This window comes from Planococcus citreus, assembly GCF_003664125.1.
GTDB lineage: Bacteria > Bacillota > Bacilli > Bacillales_A > Planococcaceae > Planococcus > Planococcus citreus.
In genome coordinates this window covers 1-19196 of sequence record NZ_RCCP01000010.1, presented here as the reverse complement: position 1 = coordinate 19196, position 19196 = coordinate 1, and the positions used below count along the sequence as shown (strand labels likewise).

The 19196-nt window shown below is 48.7% G+C and carries 19 protein-coding genes and 2 rRNA genes; 1 reads left to right on the top strand and 20 read right to left on the bottom strand.

What is annotated here, in order from left to right; translation table 11 throughout:
* Nucleotides 1–53: 53 nt before the first annotated feature.
* From ispE to metG, 7 genes are all read right to left on the bottom strand, one after another.
* The gene (ispE, locus tag DFR62_RS16815) at nucleotides 54–917 is read right to left on the bottom strand and encodes a 4-(cytidine 5'-diphospho)-2-C-methyl-D-erythritol kinase (RefSeq protein WP_058382231.1); all 864 of its coding nucleotides are present in this window, start codon (nucleotides 915–917) and stop codon (nucleotides 54–56) included.
* 140 nt (nucleotides 918–1057) lie between these two features.
* A complete protein-coding gene (gene veg, locus DFR62_RS16810) occupies nucleotides 1058–1321 on the bottom strand; it encodes a biofilm formation stimulator Veg (protein ID WP_058382232.1) in 264 nt (87 codons plus the stop codon).
* A 161-nt stretch (nucleotides 1322–1482) separates the two neighbouring features.
* Nucleotides 1483–2361 carry a 16S rRNA (adenine(1518)-N(6)/adenine(1519)-N(6))-dimethyltransferase RsmA gene (gene rsmA, locus DFR62_RS16805; protein ID WP_121301359.1) on the bottom strand — a complete coding sequence of 293 codons (879 nt, stop codon included), beginning with the start codon at nucleotides 2359–2361 and terminating at the stop codon, nucleotides 1483–1485.
* Nucleotides 2358–2918 (bottom strand): ribonuclease M5, encoded by a 561-nt coding sequence (gene rnmV / locus DFR62_RS16800; RefSeq protein WP_121301358.1) that lies wholly within the window; start codon nucleotides 2916–2918, stop codon nucleotides 2358–2360. The genes rsmA and rnmV overlap by 4 nt, the downstream gene beginning before the upstream one ends.
* Nucleotides 2919–3033: 115 nt before the next feature.
* Complete coding sequence (locus tag DFR62_RS16795) at nucleotides 3034–4401, bottom strand: G5 and 3D domain-containing protein (protein WP_121301357.1); 1368 nt, start codon at nucleotides 4399–4401, stop codon at nucleotides 3034–3036.
* 86 nt (nucleotides 4402–4487) lie between these two features.
* Nucleotides 4488–5255 carry a TatD family hydrolase gene (locus DFR62_RS16790; protein ID WP_121301356.1) on the bottom strand — a complete coding sequence of 256 codons (768 nt, stop codon included), beginning with the start codon at nucleotides 5253–5255 and terminating at the stop codon, nucleotides 4488–4490.
* Between the two features lie 193 nt (nucleotides 5256–5448).
* The gene (gene metG, locus DFR62_RS16785; protein ID WP_121301355.1) at nucleotides 5449–7410 is read right to left on the bottom strand and encodes a methionine--tRNA ligase; all 1962 of its coding nucleotides are present in this window, start codon (nucleotides 7408–7410) and stop codon (nucleotides 5449–5451) included.
* A gap of 309 nt (nucleotides 7411–7719) precedes the next feature.
* On the opposite strand from metG, the gene DFR62_RS16780 reads away from it, so the two are divergent.
* Entirely contained in the window at nucleotides 7720–7998 is a 279-nt protein-coding gene (locus tag DFR62_RS16780) for an AbrB/MazE/SpoVT family DNA-binding domain-containing protein (RefSeq protein WP_058382238.1), read from the top strand.
* A 46-nt stretch (nucleotides 7999–8044) separates the two neighbouring features.
* On the opposite strand, the gene rsmI is transcribed toward DFR62_RS16780, so the two are convergent.
* The 13 genes from rsmI to DFR62_RS16715 all read right to left on the bottom strand — a co-directional run.
* Entirely contained in the window at nucleotides 8045–8917 is an 873-nt protein-coding gene (rsmI, locus tag DFR62_RS16775) for a 16S rRNA (cytidine(1402)-2'-O)-methyltransferase (protein WP_121301354.1), read from the bottom strand.
* Nucleotides 8914–9186: a GIY-YIG nuclease family protein gene (locus tag DFR62_RS16770; RefSeq protein ID WP_121301353.1), complete on the bottom strand. Its 273-nt coding sequence runs from the start codon at nucleotides 9184–9186 to the stop codon at nucleotides 8914–8916. The genes rsmI and DFR62_RS16770 overlap by 4 nt, the downstream gene beginning before the upstream one ends.
* The gene (locus DFR62_RS16765; protein WP_058382241.1) at nucleotides 9170–9910 is read right to left on the bottom strand and encodes a tRNA1(Val) (adenine(37)-N6)-methyltransferase; all 741 of its coding nucleotides are present in this window, start codon (nucleotides 9908–9910) and stop codon (nucleotides 9170–9172) included. Before DFR62_RS16765 ends, DFR62_RS16770 begins: the two co-directional genes overlap by 17 nt.
* Before the next feature lie 237 nt (nucleotides 9911–10147).
* Nucleotides 10148–10507 (bottom strand): DNA replication initiation control protein YabA, encoded by a 360-nt coding sequence (yabA, locus tag DFR62_RS16760; protein ID WP_058382242.1) that lies wholly within the window; start codon nucleotides 10505–10507, stop codon nucleotides 10148–10150.
* A 13-nt stretch (nucleotides 10508–10520) separates the two neighbouring features.
* Nucleotides 10521–11333 carry a PSP1 domain-containing protein gene (locus DFR62_RS16755; protein WP_058382243.1) on the bottom strand — a complete coding sequence of 271 codons (813 nt, stop codon included), beginning with the start codon at nucleotides 11331–11333 and terminating at the stop codon, nucleotides 10521–10523.
* Between the two features lie 4 nt (nucleotides 11334–11337).
* Nucleotides 11338–12330 carry a DNA polymerase III subunit delta' gene (gene holB / locus DFR62_RS16750; protein WP_121301352.1) on the bottom strand — a complete coding sequence of 331 codons (993 nt, stop codon included), beginning with the start codon at nucleotides 12328–12330 and terminating at the stop codon, nucleotides 11338–11340.
* A gap of 84 nt (nucleotides 12331–12414) precedes the next feature.
* Nucleotides 12415–12744 carry a cyclic-di-AMP receptor gene (locus tag DFR62_RS16745; RefSeq protein WP_058382245.1) on the bottom strand — a complete coding sequence of 110 codons (330 nt, stop codon included), beginning with the start codon at nucleotides 12742–12744 and terminating at the stop codon, nucleotides 12415–12417.
* Nucleotides 12745–12917: 173 nt separating this feature from the next.
* Nucleotides 12918–13550: a dTMP kinase gene (gene tmk / locus DFR62_RS16740; protein WP_058382246.1), complete on the bottom strand. Its 633-nt coding sequence runs from the start codon at nucleotides 13548–13550 to the stop codon at nucleotides 12918–12920.
* An 84-nt stretch (nucleotides 13551–13634) separates the two neighbouring features.
* Entirely contained in the window at nucleotides 13635–15752 is a 2118-nt protein-coding gene (locus DFR62_RS16735; RefSeq protein WP_277751590.1) for an RNA degradosome polyphosphate kinase, read from the bottom strand.
* A gap of 25 nt (nucleotides 15753–15777) precedes the next feature.
* Nucleotides 15778–17304, bottom strand: coding sequence for an exopolyphosphatase (gene ppx / locus DFR62_RS16730; protein WP_121301351.1), 1527 nt, complete (start codon nucleotides 17302–17304; stop codon nucleotides 15778–15780).
* A 62-nt stretch (nucleotides 17305–17366) separates the two neighbouring features.
* Entirely contained in the window at nucleotides 17367–18785 is a 1419-nt protein-coding gene (locus tag DFR62_RS16725) for an aminotransferase class I/II-fold pyridoxal phosphate-dependent enzyme (protein ID WP_121301350.1), read from the bottom strand.
* 143 nt (nucleotides 18786–18928) lie between these two features.
* Nucleotides 18929–19044, bottom strand: a 5S ribosomal RNA gene (rrf, locus tag DFR62_RS16720).
* A 66-nt stretch (nucleotides 19045–19110) separates the two neighbouring features.
* A 23S ribosomal RNA gene (locus tag DFR62_RS16715) occupies nucleotides 19111–19196 on the bottom strand; the annotation flags it as partial.

Genomic DNA, 19196 nt, shown 5'->3' with positions numbered 1-19196 from the left:
ACCCTCTCCTAAACACGAATATTCTAATGAAAACTTACCATAAATATACGTATTTAAGCAAGAGGCTCCCGGTCGCCAAGCAAGCGCACCGCATATACTTCGGAACAGAAGCCGCGCAAGCCGTTGTAGATGCGCGGAATGCGCGCTTCCTGGTTGACCAGGCCGAAAACGGTCGGACCGCTGCCGCTCATGAGCACCGCATCGGCACCGAATTTGATCATTTGCTCCTTGATCTGCCCAACTTCGGGGTGGAGGTTCATCGTGACGCTCTCGAGCGCATTGCCGAGATTAGCGCACATCGCTTCGTAATCCCCTTCACGGAGTGCTGCGATCATCGCTTGCGTATCCGGATGATCCGCTTTGTCTGGATTGAATGCTCCGTATACATCCGCTGTCGAAACGCCGAGCGATGGTTTGGCGAGGATGACCCAGCAATGCGGAGGCGCCGGCAGTTCTTCGATGACCTCGCCGCGCCCAGTCGCGAGCGCTGTGCCGCCGTATACGCAAAATGATACGTCAGAGCCGATTTTCGCGCCCAGTTCTGCCAGCTCATCGAGCGACAGATTCAATTGCCATAGCTGGTTGAGCCCTTTCAAGGTGGCCGCTGCGTCGCTGCTGCCGCCGGCAAGTCCCGCAGCTACCGGGATTTGCTTATCGAGCGAGATGATGACGCCTGTCTTGATATTGAATGTATCTTTGATCAATTGCGCAGCCTGGTATGCCAGATTGCGCGAGTCATTCGGCACGAAGCGGTCCGCTGACTGGATATGTATGCCTTTCGCTGTTCCTTGCAGGCCGATCCGGTCCGCCAAGTCGACGGTGGTCATGATCATTTCGATTTCGTGGTAGTTATCCGGACGCTTATACAAGACATCCAGCGTCAAATTGATTTTGGCAGGCGCTTTTATATAGAGCATTCCACTGCCTCCTTTTCTGTTCTGATGAAAACTATTTTAACACAGACGCATGGCTTCCGAAGAACCGGAACAATAGAAAAAACCCGCTTCCGGCGAAATCACCGAAGCGGGTTGTAAAGTAAGTATGAAATAGAGTTCAATTATTTAACGACTAGTGCGTCTTCTGTTCCTTCAAAGACAGTGATTTCCACTGCTTCAGTTAAGATGTCCGCGTAGCTATAAGATACACGTTCAAATGCATGTTCATCTTGATCCAATTCAATCACGAACACGGAGTGATAGGTTTCACGCAGAATTCCGGCACGTTCTACCGTCTTTTTGCGACCTCCGTTTGCTTTTAACAGCAACCTTTTCCCTAAATGCAGGTCTAATGACTTTTTAATCTCCGCCAAAGTTTTGGGCATTTTGTCTACACCTCACTATAGTCTAAAGTCTAGCATAAAATGACCGCGGAGTCAAATAAATTTTTAATTTTACCAATGCTTTTCAGGAATTGCAACAGTTATTTATCCGAAATATTCTAGTTCCGAAAAAAACTGTGCCAAAACTGTTACAGTTTCACGGTTTAATGAAAATGCGGATATAATTTATCGGAAAGCAGCCCGAATTCCTTGATGCTGAGCGTTTCGCCACGCCGCGCTGGGTCGATGCCGGCTTCTTCGAGCGCCTGCAGAATGAGGTCTTTTTTCGCTTTCCCGTTCGGCATGGCGCTTTGCAGGTTGTTGAGAATCGTCTTGCGGCGCTGGACGAATGACCCGCGTGTCACCAAGAAGAAAAAGTCTTCGTCAATAACTTGCACGATCGGTTCCGTTCGTTTGATCATGCGGATGACCGCAGAGTCGACATTTGGCTGGGGCATGAATACCGATTTCGGCACCGTCATGGCGTAGTCGGCTTCCGTATAATACTGGATGGCGATCGACAAGGAGCCGTATGCTTTCGTGCCGGGTTTCGCCGTGATGCGCTCTGCTACTTCTTTTTGCAGCATGACGACCATTCCGCGAATCGGCAGTTTCTCAAGCAATAATTTGAGGATGATCGGCGTTGTCACGTAATAAGGTAAGTTGGCGACGACCATGATGTCTTCAAAACCGGCCAATTCTTCTTGAATCGCTCTTTCGACGTCCGCTTTCAAAATATCGGAATGGATCACTTTGACGTTATCATAGGGCGACAGTGTGTCCGCGAGTACCGGCAATAATCGCTGGTCGATTTCAAACGCCAATACTTTCCCTGCGTCTCTCGCCAGGTGTTCGGTTAATGCACCGATGCCCGGGCCGATTTCAATGGCGGCCGAATCTTTTGTGAGACCCGCTTGCGAGACGATTTTGCGTAAAATATTCGGGTCGATCAAAAAGTTCTGGCCGAGGCTTTTCTTGAACGTCAGGCCGTGTTTGGCCATGATCTCTTGCGTACGGATCGGTGTTGCTATATCTTTGGTCATGTTCTGTCCTCCTGGGTTAACGCTTGCACTGCGTCGATAAACTGCTGTTTGGTAATGCCGAACACATGCAGGCGCTTATGCAGCTGCTTGCCGTTCGTATAGCCAATGTTGAGCGCTTCGCCGAGCTCTGTCCTGCGGGCTTTCGCTGACGGATGGGCAATCAGCCGGGCGTCGATCAAATCCTCTAGGGTGATCTCCACCGGCCGCTCTGCTGCCAGCGGCGTATAGACCGCCTCTAATGCCTGGCGGATATCTTCATCACTGGCATGTTCAATGCCGAGCCCTTTTCCGTTTTTGGCGATGGTTTTTTCTTTCGCCAAAAAGGCGTGCTTGGCATGCGGCACGTGTTCTTCAATAATAGCACGAATCCGCCTTCCCGGATAATCGGGATCGGTGAAGACGATGACGCCCCGCTTCTCCTGGGCATGCATAATGCGTCGCAAAGTCTCGCTGGAGATGGCGGAACCGTTCGTTTCGATCGTATCGGCGCCCACAGCCCGCTTAATCGCCACTGTATCATCTTTTCCTTCGACTACAATCACTTCTTGTATCTTCATGGCCTATCCCTCGTTTCTGCAGATCTCATCCAGTTTACCGCGCTTCCGGCAAACATGTAAAAAGCTTTCCCGACACTTCGGGAAAGCTTTTCCTTCTATATAATACTGTATTCGATTAGTTGAGGATTTTAACTTTCACTTGCTTGCGCCCGAATGCGATGGCATCGGAACGGTTCGGCATGAACAAATCGATCTTGTTGCCTTTGATCGCGCCGCCTGTATCGCCTGCAATGGCATTGCCGTAGCCTTCTACCCACACTTTTGAACCTAGCGGAATGACGCTTGGGTCAACTGCGATCACTTTAAGGCCCGGGTTCGCTTTCAAGTTGATGCCCGTTGCCGTAATGCCAGAGCAGCCTGTGCAGCTAGCCGTGTAAGCTGTTGCCGAGACATAAAATTCTTTGCCGCCTGTAGGTTCAGAAGCAGCTTCTTTTTTCGCTGGCTGTGGTGCGGCTTTCGCTTTTGCAGGAGCTTTTGCTACCGCTTTTGGAGCTGCAGCTTTCTTCGCCGGTGCCGAAGCTTTTTTCACTGGCGCCGCTTCTTGTTTCGCTGATGCCTGTTTAGGCGCAACTGTTTCTTTTTTCGCTGTGCCGCGCGAAACGCTCGCTACGACTGTTTTCGTGCCGACAGCCAAGATCTGCTGTTTCGGTTCTTTGACGACTTTTTCTTTTTTCAATTCACGTTTTACTTCTTTGCCGTTTTCTTTCACGACTTCGTAAGTTTTCTTAACCAATCCGTTCTGCCCTTTTTGGACAAGCTTTTCGCTGCCTTTCAAAAGGGAAGAATCTTTTCTCGTTTCCACTGCATACTTCACAGCGTCTTCCACTACATCGGTGACTTTTTCTACACGCACGACCTCGACTTTCGAGTTAGGAAGAACGAGTTCATCCATATCCTGTTCTACACGGTCAAGTTTGCTTAGTTCAACACTATGCTGTTTTAAAAAGTCAGCGACCGTAGTCGAAGTGGACCAGACTTTTTTGTCTTTTCCGCCATCCACGATGGTTACTTCATACGCTTTCTCTACGTCGATCATTGTATCTTCATCGACAGTCTCATCTAATGCAGGACTAACTTTGTCGTGCTTTGTTACTTCAATTTCCGCTTTTTCCAAAATAGCGGCAACGGTGTTCTCAGTCGTCCGCGCTGAACGGGTTTCTCCGTCAACTGTTACTGCGTATTGTTCAGCTTCATCCCATTCGATCGCGGCATCGCCTTCGATCTTCGTATCGGCTGAATGGCTGAGGAAATCGTCTTTCCCGACTTCAATCGCCTTTTCGTCCAATACATCGCCAACCGTTTCAGCGTGGGTGCGGATTTCTTCGGTTTCCCCGTTCGCTGTAATTGTCACCGTATTTTTAGTGCCTTCGAAAATTGCGAAAGCCAATACAGCTGCGAACAACAGAACCGTTGCAATGCTGATCGCGACCGACTTCCCTTTAAATGATTTATTGTTGTTGGTATTATTTGCCTTTTTTGTCAAAAATAACTCCTCCTTTGTACACCTGAGTGATTATAGGCGCGTCCCACTTCCGTGTCAACGCATATGTTTTCTTAATTAACCAGCATTTATGATAATTTGTAGAATCGTTTTGCATTTTCAGTTGTGGCTTCCGCTACCGTTTCGACCGGCAGTTCTTTCAAACGGGCGATCTCTTCCGCCACGAGTGGCACGTAGGAAGGTTCATTGCGCTTGCCGCGGTAAGGATGCGGTGCGAGATAAGGGGCGTCGGTTTCGATCATCAAATGTTCCAGTGGAATTTCAGCAGCCACTTCTTTCGGCTTTTTGGCGTTTTTGAATGTTACCGGCCCACCGAGTGAAATCATGAAATTCATTTTGATACTCTCTTGCGCCGTTTCGACGCTGCCGCCGAAGCAATGCATGACACCGCCGACTTCTTGTGCATCTTCCTCGCGCAAGATTGTCAGCACGTCTTCTGTCGCTTCCCGGTTATGGATGATGATTGGCAACTTGACGCGTTTCGCGAGTTGGATCTGCTTGCGGAATATTTGTTGTTGGATATCTCTCGGTGATTTATCCCAATGGTAATCGAGGCCGGTTTCGCCAATGCCGACTACTTTTTCGTGTGCGGCCAATTGTTCGATCCATTCGAGGTCTTCGTCCGTGCAATCGATCGCATCGACAGGATGCCAGCCGACGACGGCATAGATAAAGTCATATTGCTCAACCAATTCAATGGCGCGTTTGATCGTTTTCCGGTCAAAACCGATGACGACCATTTTCTCCACCTTGCTGTTTAGCGCGCGATCAATGACTTCCTGCAAATCTTCGTCGTATTGATCGGCGTTTAAATGAACATGGGTATCGATATACATCTTCATCAGTCTCCTTCACATAGGTTACATTGTACGGGTTGAGGCCATTTCTTTCTTCACAGCCATATTACATTTGGATTACAAAACATGATGTTTTGAAGTCATTTCATCATTTTTAGCTGTTTTCATAGTCATTAAGTCCTTAAACGTAAAAAAACAGCCTACTCAACTGAGCAGGCTGTCACATGAATATTTACTTAACTTGTGTGCCATTCGGTAACTTTTGGTCTACGGAAGCGATGGTCAAGTAGCCATTTTGCTGTCCGGCGAGAATCATGCCTTGCGATAATTCACCGCGCAGCTTGACTGGTTTCAAGTTGGCGACAATGATCACTTTTTGGCCGACAAGTTCATCCGGCTTGTAATGCTCAGCGATGCCGGAGACGACTTGGCGTGTTTCATAGCCCATGTCCACTTGCAGCTTCAAAAGCTTATCGGTCTTCTTCACCGGTTCGCATGCCGTAACCGTCGCTACGCGCAAATCCACTTTCATGAAATCATCGATCGTAATCTCAGGGGTGTCCGGCTTTTCAGGAACGGTTTGGGCAGGCTCTTCTTTCGGCGCTGCCCCTCCGCGCATTTGGTCGCGAATATAGGCCACTTCCGGCTCCACTTCGAGACGCGGGAAAATCGGCGTGCCTTTTTTCACGACGGTCGTACCTGAAGGAATCGCGCCGAATGACTCTAATGTCTGCCATTCGAGGAATTCTGGCGTAAGGCCGAGCTGTTCGATGATCTGCTTTGGTGCATTTGGCAAGAACGGCTGCAGCATAACTGCTGTCATGCGCAAGCTTTCCGCGAGATGCGCCATGACTGAAGCCAATTGCGCTCGATCGCTTTCGTCTTTCGCCAATACCCATGGCTGCGTTTCATCGATGTATTTATTCGTGCGGGAAATCAATGTCCATACTTCGCTCAACACCAGGCTGAACTGCATTTTTTCCATATGCTCTTCGTAGACAGAGACCGTATTCTTCGCGACGGCCTGCAAAGTCTCATCAAAATCGGTTTTCAGGCCGTCGACTTGCGGCACTTCGCCGTCGAAATATTTATTGATCATGGAAACGGTCCGGTTCAATAAATTCCCGAGGTCGTTCGCCAAGTCATAATTGGTACGCTCGACAAAAGATTCCGGCGAGAACACGCCGTCAGATCCAAATGGCAGTTCGCGCAATAGGAAATAACGCGCCGCATCGAGCCCGTAGCGCTCCACGAGCATTTCCGGATAGACGACATTGCCTTTCGATTTCGACATTTTGCCGTCTTTCATCATGATGAAGCCGTGTGCGAAGACTTTCTTCGGCAATGGCAAGTCAAGCGCCATCAGGAAGATCGGCCAATAGATCGTATGGAAGCGCACGATGTCTTTTCCGACGACGTGGACGTCCGCCGGCCAGTATTTATTGAAATCGGCATCGTCATTCGAACCGTAGCCGAGTGACGTGATGTAGTTCGACAACGCGTCGACCCATACATAGATGACATGTTTCGGATCTCCAGGAACTGGGATGCCCCAGTCGAATGAAGTCCGCGAAACCGACAAATCTTCAAGGCCCGGCTTAATGAAATTATTGACCATTTCATTTTTGCGCGATTCCGGTTCGATAAATTCGACATGCTTGTCGTAATAATCAAGCAAGCGGTCTGCGTACTTTTTCATATTGAAGAAATACGATTCTTCCTTCACTTTATGCACCGGGCGTCCACAATCCGGGCAATTGCCGTCTTCGAGCTGCGATTCCGTGAAGAAGGATTCGCAAGGCGTGCAATACCAGCCTTCGTATTCCCCTTTGTAGATATCGCCATTGTCGAGGAAGGTTTGGAAGATTTTCTCCACCCCTTCCTTATGGCGGCCTTCTGTCGTACGGATAAAATCGTCATAGCTAATGTCCATGACTTCCCATACTTTTTTCGCCGCCTCAGCCATCTCATCGACAAAGACTTGTGGTTCTTTGCCGGCTTCGCGGGCTTTTTCTTCGATTTTCTGGCCGTGCTCGTCCATGCCCGTCAAAAAACGGACATCGAAGCCGCGCAGGCGTTTATAACGCGCCATAGCGTCGGATGCAACGGTCGTGTAAGCCGTCCCGATATGGAATTTTCCGCTCGGATAGTAAATGGGAGTCGTCAGGTAAAATGTCTTGTTCTTGGCAGTCACGAAAAATTCCTCCAGTTTTTTTGTATATCCTTTATTTTAACGAAGTCGTGAATTTTGTACAATGTTTCCTCCTGCAAGAAAAAGCCGAGTTCCAGAATTGGAGCTTCCTCCCAAAATGGGGTTACAGGAAAATAATTGGCAAAAAAATAACGAAATAATGGGTATTTGCCTCAATAACCCAAAATTTATTATGAAATCCATAGTTTTTTATTGACCTAATTGACATTACTTGGTATGATTTATGACAAGAAGTGGTAAATGTCGAATTTTGACGAATTCTGCCGCTAAAATTGAAAGGGGCTAATGATTATGAAATCGACTGGTATTGTACGTAAAGTGGATGAACTGGGCCGCGTAGTTATTCCGATTGAATTGCGCCGTACGCTAGGAATCGCAGAGAAAGATGCGTTGGAGATTTATGTCGACGACGACAAAATTATCTTGAAAAAATATATGCCAAATATGACATGTGCGGTAACTGGTGAAGTTTCCGATGAGAACATGCAATTAGTTGGCGGCAAATTGATCCTCAGCCCAGAAGGCGCGGAGCAGCTTGTCAAAGAAATCCAAAGCAATTTGAAGAAATAAAAAACCGGCGTGCCTATGCACACCGGCTTTTTTTTATGGGCTCGATTCAGTCTTTATGGAATGCTTCGTATACATCACGCTTTGGAAGGCCTCGCGCTTTCGCTGCTTCCTTGATCGCTTCTTTTGAAGAAATTTGTTTTTGTTCCATTAACTGAGTGACGTGCTGCACGTATGTCAGTTCTTTCCACCACTCATCCACTTCCAGCACGTCGGGCTCCAAATTGCCTTCAACCACTAAGCAGAATTCGCCGCGGATTTCATTAGACTCCGCCCAAGCGACGGCTTCTTCTAAGTTTCCGCGTAGAAATTCCTCGAATTTTTTGGTCACTTCCCTGGCCAATACAATCCGGCGCTCGCCGCCGAACACCGCCATCAGGTTTTTCAAACTATCTTTCAAACGATGCGGTGCTTCGTAAAACAGCAGCGTTTCTTCTTTCTGGCTCAATTTTTCGAGTTCCGCCTGACGCGCTTTCTTATTGCGCGATAGGAACCCGTAAAACAAGAACGGCTGCGGAGTGATGCCAGAAGCGATCAATGCGCTGAGTGCTGCATTTGCACCCGGCACCGGGACGACCGGATAGCCTGACTCGACCGCTTTTTTCACGATGTCCTCCCCTGGATCGGAAATGCACGGCATGCCGGCATCGCTGACCAGTGCAACCGACTTGCCTTCCGCCAAATAGCGAAGGATTTTCTCTCCCCCGCTGTCCTGGTTGTGTTCATGATAGCTGACTAGCGGGGTGTCAATGGAAAAATAATTGCAAAGCTTCTTGGTGTTGCGCGTATCTTCCGCTGCAATGACGTCCACTTCTTTTAACAGCCGCAGCGCACGCACCGTCATGTCTTCCAAATTTCCGATCGGTGTCGCCACTAAATAAAGCGTCGTTTGTTCGCCGCTGAAACTCTTCTGTGATTTCATGTCCGCTCCGCCTTTCCATTTCGAATATAAGCGATTTTTTCCGCCTTGCTCAATTGTTTGAAGGCGTATTCCGCTTTCATCGCTTCCGGCTTTGTTTCGTACATTTCGTGGTAAAGGAGCGTCAACGGGCCGCGGGAGCGCGTATATTTCGCGCCTTTCCCGCTTTCATGCTTGGCCAAGCGTTTCTCTAAATCATTTGTATATCCCGCATAATACGAACCATCTCCGCATTCAAGCACGTAGAAATAATGGTCATTGTTCACTTCCATACAGCAAACCTCGCACTTCTTCCGTGTATTCGCCGTCGTCTCCGTAAACGATCAAAGGCGGCAATACTTTCAAATCCGGTTTGCCGTCCTTGATGCCTTCAATCAATAAAGTATTCGCTTCTTTGCCCGCTTTCGGGTAGACAAGCCGGATCCGTTTTGGCTCCAAGCGATTGTTGCGCATCGCCGCCATGATATCGATCAATCTTCCCGCACGATGCACAAACGCCGCTTTGCCGCCTTGCTTCAATAACTGGCTCGCCGACCGTACCGCTTCGTCCAATGTCAGGTGCAGTTCGTGGCGCGCAATCGCCATATGCTCACTCAGATTTTTATCGCTCATGTCATGCGCCGGGAAATACGGCGGATTGCATGTCACCGTATCGAATTTCTCGTAGCCGAGCTGCGCAGGGATTTCTTTCACGTCCCCTTCGATAATGTCGATCTGTCCGTCGAGGCCGTTGAATTCGATGCTGCGGCGCGCCATGCCAGCCAGGCGGGGCTGAAGTTCAACTCCCGTGATCGTTGATTCGGTACGAGCGCTCAAAAACAACGGAATCGCCCCATTGCCCGTGCATAAATCGACAATGCGGCCGCGCTTTTTCGGCACATAGGCAAAACGCGCCAACAGCACCGCGTCCAAAGAAAAGGAAAATACCGATGGGCTTTGGATGATGCGCAAGTTCTCCGCCAGCAAATAATCCAGCCGTTCGTCATCTGTTAACATATCGTTCACTCCTGCCATAATAAAAGGCTGCCGCCACACGGAGTGTCGGAAGCCTGTTGGTTCTATTTCTGTGTTGTGCTTGTCTTGCCAGTACGGGCGTTTCGGCTTTTCTTAATGTCTAGCTCGAACGCCTAGCTCCTCGGGTCATAAGCCCATTTCCCTGTGCGGCAAAAAGCGCCGCTTCGGGAACTTGTCTTATGCCTGTCAGAGCTGAACAGGCGGCCTCGCTTTTCTTTGTTAGTTTTGCTTATTCAGGAAAGATAAACAAAACAGGCAGTCGTCGCCTTTTCTGGAGCTGCCGAAATGGACATTGCAGACGTGGTAGCCTTCATGGTACAGGCGTGCCAAGTTGTCGTAGCCTTCGCCGATATCCATGACGGCTTTTTTCAATTTGACCGGGTCGACTTTTTCCGGTTCCGGCACCTTTTCGTTCAGTTCATCGAGGCGGGCACGCAAATGATGATTTTCCAATTGCAGCGCATGATGCTCTTCCATCGTCCGCGCTACTACTGTTTTCAAATCACGGAACTGCTCTTGCATCGATTCCAATTGCTGTTCAAAATCCATGACCGTATCCAAAAAGTTCTTTTCTTTCACTGATACCACCACCTCACGCTCTCGTCCCTTGGTTCATGATTTCATCCAATGTATATTCCAGCGTCTGGTCTTGTTCAGCCAGGCGGATTTTCAATACTCTTTCAAGCAAGTTCAAGCTGACGACGCGGCCGTTGCCATCTGGCGTCTCGACGCGTGCGCCGATATCCGGCATTTCCTTTTTCGCCTGTTCGTATTCATCGTTCTCGTATTTCAGGCAGCACATCAAACGGCCGCACAGCCCTGAAATCTTCGACGGATTCAACGACAGGTTCTGGTCTTTCGCCATCTTGATCGATACTGGCTCAAAATCGCCAAGGAAAGTCGAACAGCACAGCATGCGACCGCATGGCCCGATGCCGCCAAGCATCTTCGCCTCGTCACGCACGCCGATCTGGCGGAGTTCGATGCGCGTACGAAAAATCGACGCCAAGTCTTTCACCAAATTACGGAAATCGACACGGCCTTCTGCGGTGAAATAGAAAATGACCTTATTGCGGTCAAATGTGTATTCCACATCGACTAACTTCATGTCCAAACGGTGAGATTCGATTTTCTCCGTCCCGACTTCAAATGCGCGCTCTGCTTCTGAGCGGTTTTCATCCACTTGCAGGCGGTCGCGTTCAGTGGCGACCCGCACCACTTGCTTTAGCGGCAGAACAACATCGTTCTCGCCCACTTCTTTCACGGGAACGACCACTTTGCCGTATTCGATGCCCCGTGCTGTTTCCACAATGACATAATCGTCTTTTTCGATCAGTGCTTCGCCTGGATCGAAATAATATATTTTACCCGCTTTCTTGAAGCGGACTCCTATTACTTTATACACTTTTTTACCCCTCCTGCAGATTTAGCATTAATTGCTCCATCAACAGTGTCCGGTTCATATTGCGCGGCAATTGCTGTTTGGCTTGTAGCACTGCCTGCAGCTGCTTGGACAATACATCGAACGAACGTTGAAGCGCCATCTGCTTCCAAGTTTCTTCCATGTCCGGATACGTGCGTGCAGTTTCAAGACCCGCTTTCACTGTCGCGATGTCCCGATATGCAAATAATAACATGTCGAGCCCTCTTTCGGCATCTTCTTTCTCCTTGAACAAGGGCAGCCAATCAGATTGGATCAAAAGTAATGCCTCGTGGACATTGCCCCCGACCGTCTCGACCAGCTTCAACACCAGTTTCCGTTCATCGGCAAACTGCTCTTCCTCGCTCAGCCGCTTCGCTTCCTGTTCGCTTTGCGTCAGCATGCTCACCGTCGCTGCCATCGACCCCGTCATGCCATCCGCCATCAAGCGCTCCATTAGCTTCGGCCGTGATAGCGGCTGGAATGACAATAGCTGGCAGCGCGAGCGAATCGTGCTCATGATGGCATTCAAGCGCTCCGTTAGCAACAATGCGGTCACATTCGCTTCCGGTTCTTCCAAAAACTTCAGCAAGGCGTTGGCAGAGGAATTATTCATCCGGTCCGCCTGCTCGATCACGTAGATCTTACGCCCACTGTTGAGCGCTGTCTTGTTCATCGTATAAATCAAATCGCGGATCTGGTCGATTTTGATATTCTGGCCATCCGGTTCAATGAATAAAATATTCGGGTGATTGCCGCTTTCATACAATTTACAGCTGCGGCATGTTTCACATGGAACATTATCAATCGGTGTTTCACATAATAATAATTTGACAAAAAAATGCGTCAGTTCCTTTTTCCCGGAACCCGATGGCCCTTCGAGTAAATACGCATGGGCCAGACGGTCATTGGCATACGCCCCTTGCAGCCGTTTTAACACAACCGGCTGCATTTCGTGCAATTCTTCTATGGTCTTGTGCATGATTTCACCTTCAAACTTTGTAAAAAATCCCGTGTTCCAGATGGATCACGGGTAGTGCGGACGAAGAAACAGCCAAGCTATTCCTTAAAATTGCTGGAACTGTTCGATTGGCAAGACAAAAATCGTTGCCCCGCCCACTTCCACTTCGACCGGATACGGTATATAGGAATCCGCATTTCCGCCCATCGGGGAAACCGGCGCCACCATCTGTTCACGCGCGCGGCAATTGTCGCGGATCAAATCCATCAATTTCGGGACACGGCTATCGTCGACCCCGATTAAAAAGGTGGTATTTCCTGAGCGCAAGAACCCTCCCGTACTGGCAAGCTTGGTAGCCCGGAAATCATTTTTCGTCAACGCATTGGATAAGCGGTTACTGTCTTGATCCTGTACCACTGCAACGACGAGTTTCATCAGCACTCACTCCTTTTTTGGTTGCTTCTCTATGTATTAGTATAACACGAACGGTGAACGTGCCGTCACATCTTTCCTTTAGGCAATGCGAAAAATTCATGACTATATGCACAAAGCCGTTGATTCAGTCCATGAAAAAACAGCCCTTAACGAACAGGGCTGCCGGCAATCCATTATTGTTTTTCAGCCAAGAAGCGCTGCAATGCTTCATACGCATCCGCCACCACTTCATCCAACTCATTTTCCGCATTGATCAACTGCATGCGTTCCGGGTAGCGGCCGAGCAATAGCAAATAGCCTTCCCTCACTTTGTAATGAAACGCCAGCGACTCCTCGTCTAGGCGATTGAATTCACGTCCTTGATCGAGGTCGATGCGCGCAAGCCCCGTTTTCGGATTGACATCAAAATATAGCGTCAATTCAGGCATATGCCCTTCGATAGCGAATTCATTGATCGCCAGCACATTGTCCAGGCCAAGCCCGCGTGCGTGGCCCTGGTAAGCGAGGCTGCTGTCGACAAAACGGTCGCAAAGAACGATTTTCCCTGCCTGAAGCGCCGGCAGCACACGCTCCACCAAATGCTGGCGCCGTGCCGCTGCATATAATAGCGCTTCGGTACGGGCGTCCATCGCCGTATGCGTCCGGTCCAGGATGACTTCGCGGATTTTCTCCGCGATTTCAATGCCCCCCGGTTCACGCGTCGTCACTACTTCAAACCCATCAGCTGTCAAACGTTCTGCCAGCTTCGCCAGTGCCGTCGTCTTACCCGATCCTTCGCCGCCTTCTAGCGTAATAAAATAACTCATATTTTCACCTGTTCCCTTATCTTTTAACTAAAACACTACCCACTATAACGCAAAAACGGGCTGTTCCACAACTTCCTTTAGACCTTATTCCTCGTCTTCCGCCACTTGGTATGCGCGCTCGAACAGTTCCATTTGGCTATCGATCACCGCTTGCCCTTCCATTCTCCGGACATAACCGTAATTGCCTTCCTCGTCCTGTTCACGGGCTTTGACATTATCCCTCAGCCCAAGCTCGAGAATGTCCCACACTTGCCCTTTCACCCGCTTATCGAGAATCGGGAAAAGGATTTCAATGCGGTTGTTCAGGTTTCTCGTCATCATATCCGCAGAAGATAAAAAGGTCTTCTCTTTTCCATTCTGGTGGAAATAATACACACGGCTATGTTCGAGCAGGCGCCCGACAATGCTGCGCACGCGAATATTATCGCTCACCTCCGGAATTCCAGGCCGCAAGCAGCAGATGCCGCGGACGATCAAATCGATCTTCACCCCCGCACGCGACGCTTCATACAGCTTCATTATGATGATCTTATCCGTCAAAGAGTTCATTTTAGCCACAATATGGCCATTGCCATACTTCTTCTCGTAACGGATTTCGGAATCGATCAAATGAAGAATGTCTTTCCTGATCGAAAACGGCGCCACCGATAGATAATGGAATTCTGGCTTTTCCGTGTAGCCGCTCAAGTAATTAAAGAAATTCGTCGCATCGATGCCGATTTCTTTTTTCGAGGTAAATAAGCTCATATCGGTATAGATTTTTGCCGTCTGGTCGTTGTAATTGCCGGTCCCAAGATGGACAAAGCGCTCGATGCGCCCTTGTTTTTTCCGCACCACAAGAGTGATCTTGCTATGGGTCTTTAAATGGGTCATCCCGTAAATAACGTGGCAGCCCGCTTTTTCAAGTTCTTTCGCCCAGTGCACGTTGTTTTCCTCATCAAAACGTGCCTTCAATTCGACAAGCACCGTTACTTGCTTGCCGTTTTCTGCTGCCCGCTTCAAGGCATTGATCACCGGGGAATCCCCGCTGACACGGTACAAGGTCTGTTTGATGGCGAGCACATCAGGGTCATCCGCCGCTTCCGAAATAAACTCGACGACCGGCTCGAACGATTCATAAGGATGATGCAAAAAAACATCTTCATCGGCGATTTTCGCAAAAATCGCCTTGCCGTTCTCCATCCCTACCGGCAATTGCGAAATCTTGCCCTCATATACCAAATGCTCCCATATTGGGGCCATCTTTTTGTAAAAACCGAAAAACACGGTCAAGTCCAGAAATCCATCAATTTCATAGACGTCTTTCGGATGCACTTCCAACTCATCCATCAAATAGTCCAAAATAACGGGATCCAAGCCATCTTTTTGCACTTCGAGCCGAACGGCAGCGCCCCATTTGCGCTTTCTCAACTCTTCTTCGATTTCTTTGAGCAAATCGCGCGCGCCTTCTTCGTGTATTGTCATATCCGCATTGCGGGTGATACGGAACACAGTCGTCGATTTGACTTCATAGCCGTGAAACAGCTTGCCGATAAAGAAACCGATGACGTCTTCGAGCATCAATAACTTGCGCAATCCGCCGTTTTCCGGCAATTGGACAAAGCGCTCAAGCATCGCAGGCAATTGCACGATGGCTGTTCGCGTCCGTTGTTCAGAATCCGCTTCTTTTGCCGTGTCTTCCAAGACCACCGCCAAATTGATACTTTTATTCAACAGCATCGGAAACGGGCGATAGGCATCGATCGCCATCGGGGTCAGCACAGGAAAAATATGCTCATCAAAATAAACCTCTAAAGCCTCTTGCTGCGAATCGCTCAATTCCCTTACTTTCAGGAAATGGACATGCTCTCTCTGAAGCTTGGGATACAATATTTTGCGCAAAGTGTCGTATTGCAAATTCACCAATTGATGGTTCTTCAAGGCAATTTCATGCAATTGCTGCTTTGGCGTCATCCCGGCTTTGTTCTCAGGCTTATTAAAGCCCACCTTCACCTGGTCTTGCAATCCCGCTACACGGACCATGAAAAACTCATCCAAGTTGGAACTGAAAATCGCCAGGAACTTAAGCTTTTCGAGTAGCGGATTGCGTGGGTCAAGCGCTTCTTGCAATACCCGTTCATTGAACGCCAGCCAACTCAGTTCGCGGTTATTATAATAAGAAGGATTGTTCAACTGGATCATGTCTTCCTTTTTCTTTCCCACGACAAAACTCCCCCTCAGGTTTCATTCATTCATGAAAGTGGACGGTGATTGTTTTCTTTAATAGCTTCTCCAAATGCTTTTTCTGCTTCTCGACCTGGTATTGCTCCGGTTTCCAGTCTTCTCGGCATTGGATAGAAAAAATGAGTTCTTCTTTTTGGGATTCCAATTGGATGTCTTTGACAATATCGCGTTTTGTCGCATTCAAACTATAGGCGAATTTGATGACCGCGCCGATGATATTGAATTTATCCAGCTCTTCTTCCGTAAACCAGTCTTCATAGAGCGCTGCATTGCGTTTGAACAGGTTCTTGTTTTTATAAGAAGCAAGCAAGGCTACAATGATGCGCTCTTTGTGCAGAAGCCCATCGATGGTCCGGTTCGCCAATAGATAGAAGGTATGCTGATTGCTCGATTCAGAGTCGATATACGAACCGAGATTATACATGGAACTGCCCAGACGGACCCAATGATAGTCCCTCTCTGTCAATTCAAGAAGCCCTTGCTCTTCCAATTCCCGCACAATCATCAGCGAGCTATTGGTCACATGGATGGCATGCGTCAAATTGATGTCGTAGTCGATCGCCAAATCGTAGAAACTCTCCTCAATGACGTTCGGAAACACCGGCATCTCGAAATCTTTGGTCATTTCCTCATAAAATACGCCATCCCGGAGCCCTTTTCGACTCAAAGCAAACAGTTCCGCATCAATCAATTCCATCAGGCAATTAAACACTTCCACCGCCGGAATGATAATATCCGCCCGGTCGCGTGACAAGCCTTCCACCCGCTGCAAATCGTCAAACGCCATCGATCCCAGCCACTTATTCGTTTCTTCCACTTCTTTCCGCTTCATGGTGTACTCATGGACACCTGAAAGCGGATAATCGATTTTTTCCTGGTGAATCTGCGCCAAGTTCCGTGCACTGCCCCCGATTCCGATCAACGGCAAGTTCTTCCCCTCAATCCAATCGAGTGTCAAAAACTGTTTTTCGAGAAACTCCCGCAGCGCCTTCAATTCACTGTTTTTCGGTGTATCTCCTTCGATAAACTGCTTCTTCAGCGATAAGGCACCGAACGGAAAACTGTGGAAATGAATGAGTTCACGGCCTTCGAATAAAGTCAGTTCCGTACTGCCACCGCCGATATCGACCGTAATGCCGCTTTTATACGACATTGAATTGACCACAGCCAAATAACCGTAATGCGCTTCTTCGTATTCAGATAGGATGCGCATGGTAAAATCCGTCTCTTTTCCAACTCGATCGATAATAACATCCTGGTTTTTCGCTTGCCGCACAGCAGCCGTCGCAACGCATTTAATCGCTTCGAGCTGATGGTGGCGTGTGACTTCCTGAAAGCTCTTCAAAGTATCAATCAATACTTGTATGCCTTCTTCGGAAAGCGTATTATCGTTCGTTAAATAATTGCGAAGACGGGCAACCGCCTTAACGTTCTCACTTTCCGAGAAACGCCCGCTCTTATCCCGCGTATAAATCACCAACCGGATAGTATTCGAACCAATATCAATAATTGCGTACTTTTCCTGTTCCATACTATTACCCCCACATTCGCTTTCGCATATGCTATTGTATACCACCCAAGCATTCGTTCTACTCACCATGGGATAACGGAAACCAGCTTTTCCGACAAACGGTGTTCCCCTTGTATCTCCGCACCAGCCCCTAGATAATCCGACAACTCCTCCACTTTTTCGACAGTCCACTTCTCCCCTGCAGTTACCAGCGGAATGCCCGGCGGATAAGGCGTTACCATAGCCGACGAAATCCTCCCGATCGCCCTCGTGTAAGGTACCCATTCCTGCACCGATAAATCCACTTCCTCAAACGACAGCTCGGGAATTGTCACAGCTTTTGGATAGCCAGGGCGAAAGCCTGGAGCACGCTTCTCCAATAACCGCATACTTTGCACAGCTTCTTTGATGCGGCTGCGTATTTCGGCATACGGATAAGCATGCCAAGGTTTTGACAGCGGCAAGATTAACAGCACCTGAAAAAGGTCCGCCAATTCCACATAAACACCCGTCTGTTCCAAGGCCTCTTTCAGCTGAAAGCCCCCTCTATTTTCGACCCGCAGCAATAATTTCAGCGGGTCATCCGTCTCCACTATATCAAGAGAAGGAATCCGCCTGATGCTGGAAATGAAATAAAGGCGTTTTTCGAGAAAATCGCGCTTATCGTGAACAGAGTAATTTTGGATATATGCCCTCGCGTCATCCAGAGACGCCATAATGGGATAGGAAGGACTGCTCGATTGAAAAATCCGCAAATACTTCCCGATCATTCTTTCCTCTACCAGCTCTCCTGCTATATGAAGATACGAGCCCATTGTCATAGCCGGTAAAGTTTTATGTGCGGACTGAACCACCACATCGGCTCCATATGCCAATGCACTCACCGGGAACGGCTCGCCCGCTGCTAAATGCGCCCCATGCGCTTCATCGACGAGTACGGGGATATTCCGTTCATGGCAAAATTCAATAATTGCCTCTAACTCAGCAGAAGCTACACCGTAATAACTAGGGTATGTCAAAACGACCGCTTTCGCTTCCGGATATTCATCTATGGCAGCCACTATTGAAGAAAGGGCGACAGCTGCAGCGCTTTTGGACGCCTCATCCCATTCAGGCGCAACGTAAACGGGTTTTACATGGGTAAGTTCAAGCGCATGGAAGATTGATTTATGCGAATTGCGCTGCACAATCACCAGGTCTCCTTCTCCGCAAACCGCATGGATCATCGCAAGATTTCCTGCAGTTGAACCGTTCACCAGAAAGTAGCTTTTTTTTGAACCATACGCCTCTGCCAGCAAATCTTCCGCTTCCTTGATCGCCGCATGAGGGGCGTGTAAATCGTCTAGGCCCTCCAACTCTGTCATATCGTACGCAAGTGCCGCTTTTAATTCTTTCGGCAAACCCGATAGCAGGCCGTTTTTATGGCCAGGGACATGAAAAGAAATCGGCCGTCTTCTCTGAAATTCCAATAATGCATCCACTACTGGACGTCTTTGAGTCATAATCTTTGCATCCTCACGTTTTCATTCATAGTTTATTCCATTATACCGGACGCCACATCTTTTCGAAAAGCAGGGCTGTGTTTTTACAAAAACAATATAAAAAAGACCGCTACCGGAATGAACCGGTAACGGCCTTTCTACTTGCCCAGCGACGTCCTACTCTCACAGGGGGAAACCCCCAACTACCATCGGCGCAAAAGAGCTTAACTTCCGTGTTCGGGATGGGAACGGGTGTGGCCTCTTTGCCATCATCACTGGACTTGTTGAGCTTGTTCGCTCAAAACTGGATAAATCGACATTGTGGGGAAACTCGCGTTTCAGTTTGTTGGTTAAGTCCTCGATCGATTAGTATTCGTCAGCTGCACGTGTCGCCACGCTTCCACCCCGAACCTATCTACCTCATCGTCTTTG

Bases quoted from the DNA above. Each gene is read 5' to 3' on its own strand.
- ispE (WP_058382231.1), bottom strand. From the start codon at position 917: ATGCTCTATATAAAAGCGCCTGCCAAAATCAATTTGACGCTGGATGTC.
- veg (WP_058382232.1), bottom strand. From the start codon at position 1,321: ATGCCCAAAACTTTGGCGGAGATTAAAAAGTCATTAGACCTGCATTTA.
- rsmA (WP_121301359.1), bottom strand. From the start codon at position 2,361: ATGACCAAAGATATAGCAACACCGATCCGTACGCAAGAGATCATGGCC.
- rnmV (WP_121301358.1), bottom strand. From the start codon at position 2,918: ATGAAGATACAAGAAGTGATTGTAGTCGAAGGAAAAGATGATACAGTG.
- DFR62_RS16790 (WP_121301356.1), bottom strand. From the start codon at position 5,255: ATGTATATCGATACCCATGTTCATTTAAACGCCGATCAATACGACGAA.
- DFR62_RS16780 (WP_058382238.1), top strand. From the start codon at position 7,720: ATGAAATCGACTGGTATTGTACGTAAAGTGGATGAACTGGGCCGCGTA.
- rsmI (WP_121301354.1), bottom strand. From the start codon at position 8,917: ATGAAATCACAGAAGAGTTTCAGCGGCGAACAAACGACGCTTTATTTA.
- DFR62_RS16770 (WP_121301353.1), bottom strand. From the start codon at position 9,186: ATGGAAGTGAACAATGACCATTATTTCTACGTGCTTGAATGCGGAGAT.
- DFR62_RS16765 (WP_058382241.1), bottom strand. From the start codon at position 9,910: ATGTTAACAGATGACGAACGGCTGGATTATTTGCTGGCGGAGAACTTG.
- holB (WP_121301352.1), bottom strand. From the start codon at position 12,330: ATGCACAAGACCATAGAAGAATTGCACGAAATGCAGCCGGTTGTGTTA.
- DFR62_RS16745 (WP_058382245.1), bottom strand. From the start codon at position 12,744: ATGAAACTCGTCGTTGCAGTGGTACAGGATCAAGACAGTAACCGCTTA.
- tmk (WP_058382246.1), bottom strand. From the start codon at position 13,550: ATGAGTTATTTTATTACGCTAGAAGGCGGCGAAGGATCGGGTAAGACG.
- ppx (WP_121301351.1), bottom strand. From the start codon at position 17,304: ATGGAACAGGAAAAGTACGCAATTATTGATATTGGTTCGAATACTATC.
- DFR62_RS16725 (WP_121301350.1), bottom strand. From the start codon at position 18,785: ATGACTCAAAGACGTCCAGTAGTGGATGCATTATTGGAATTTCAGAGA.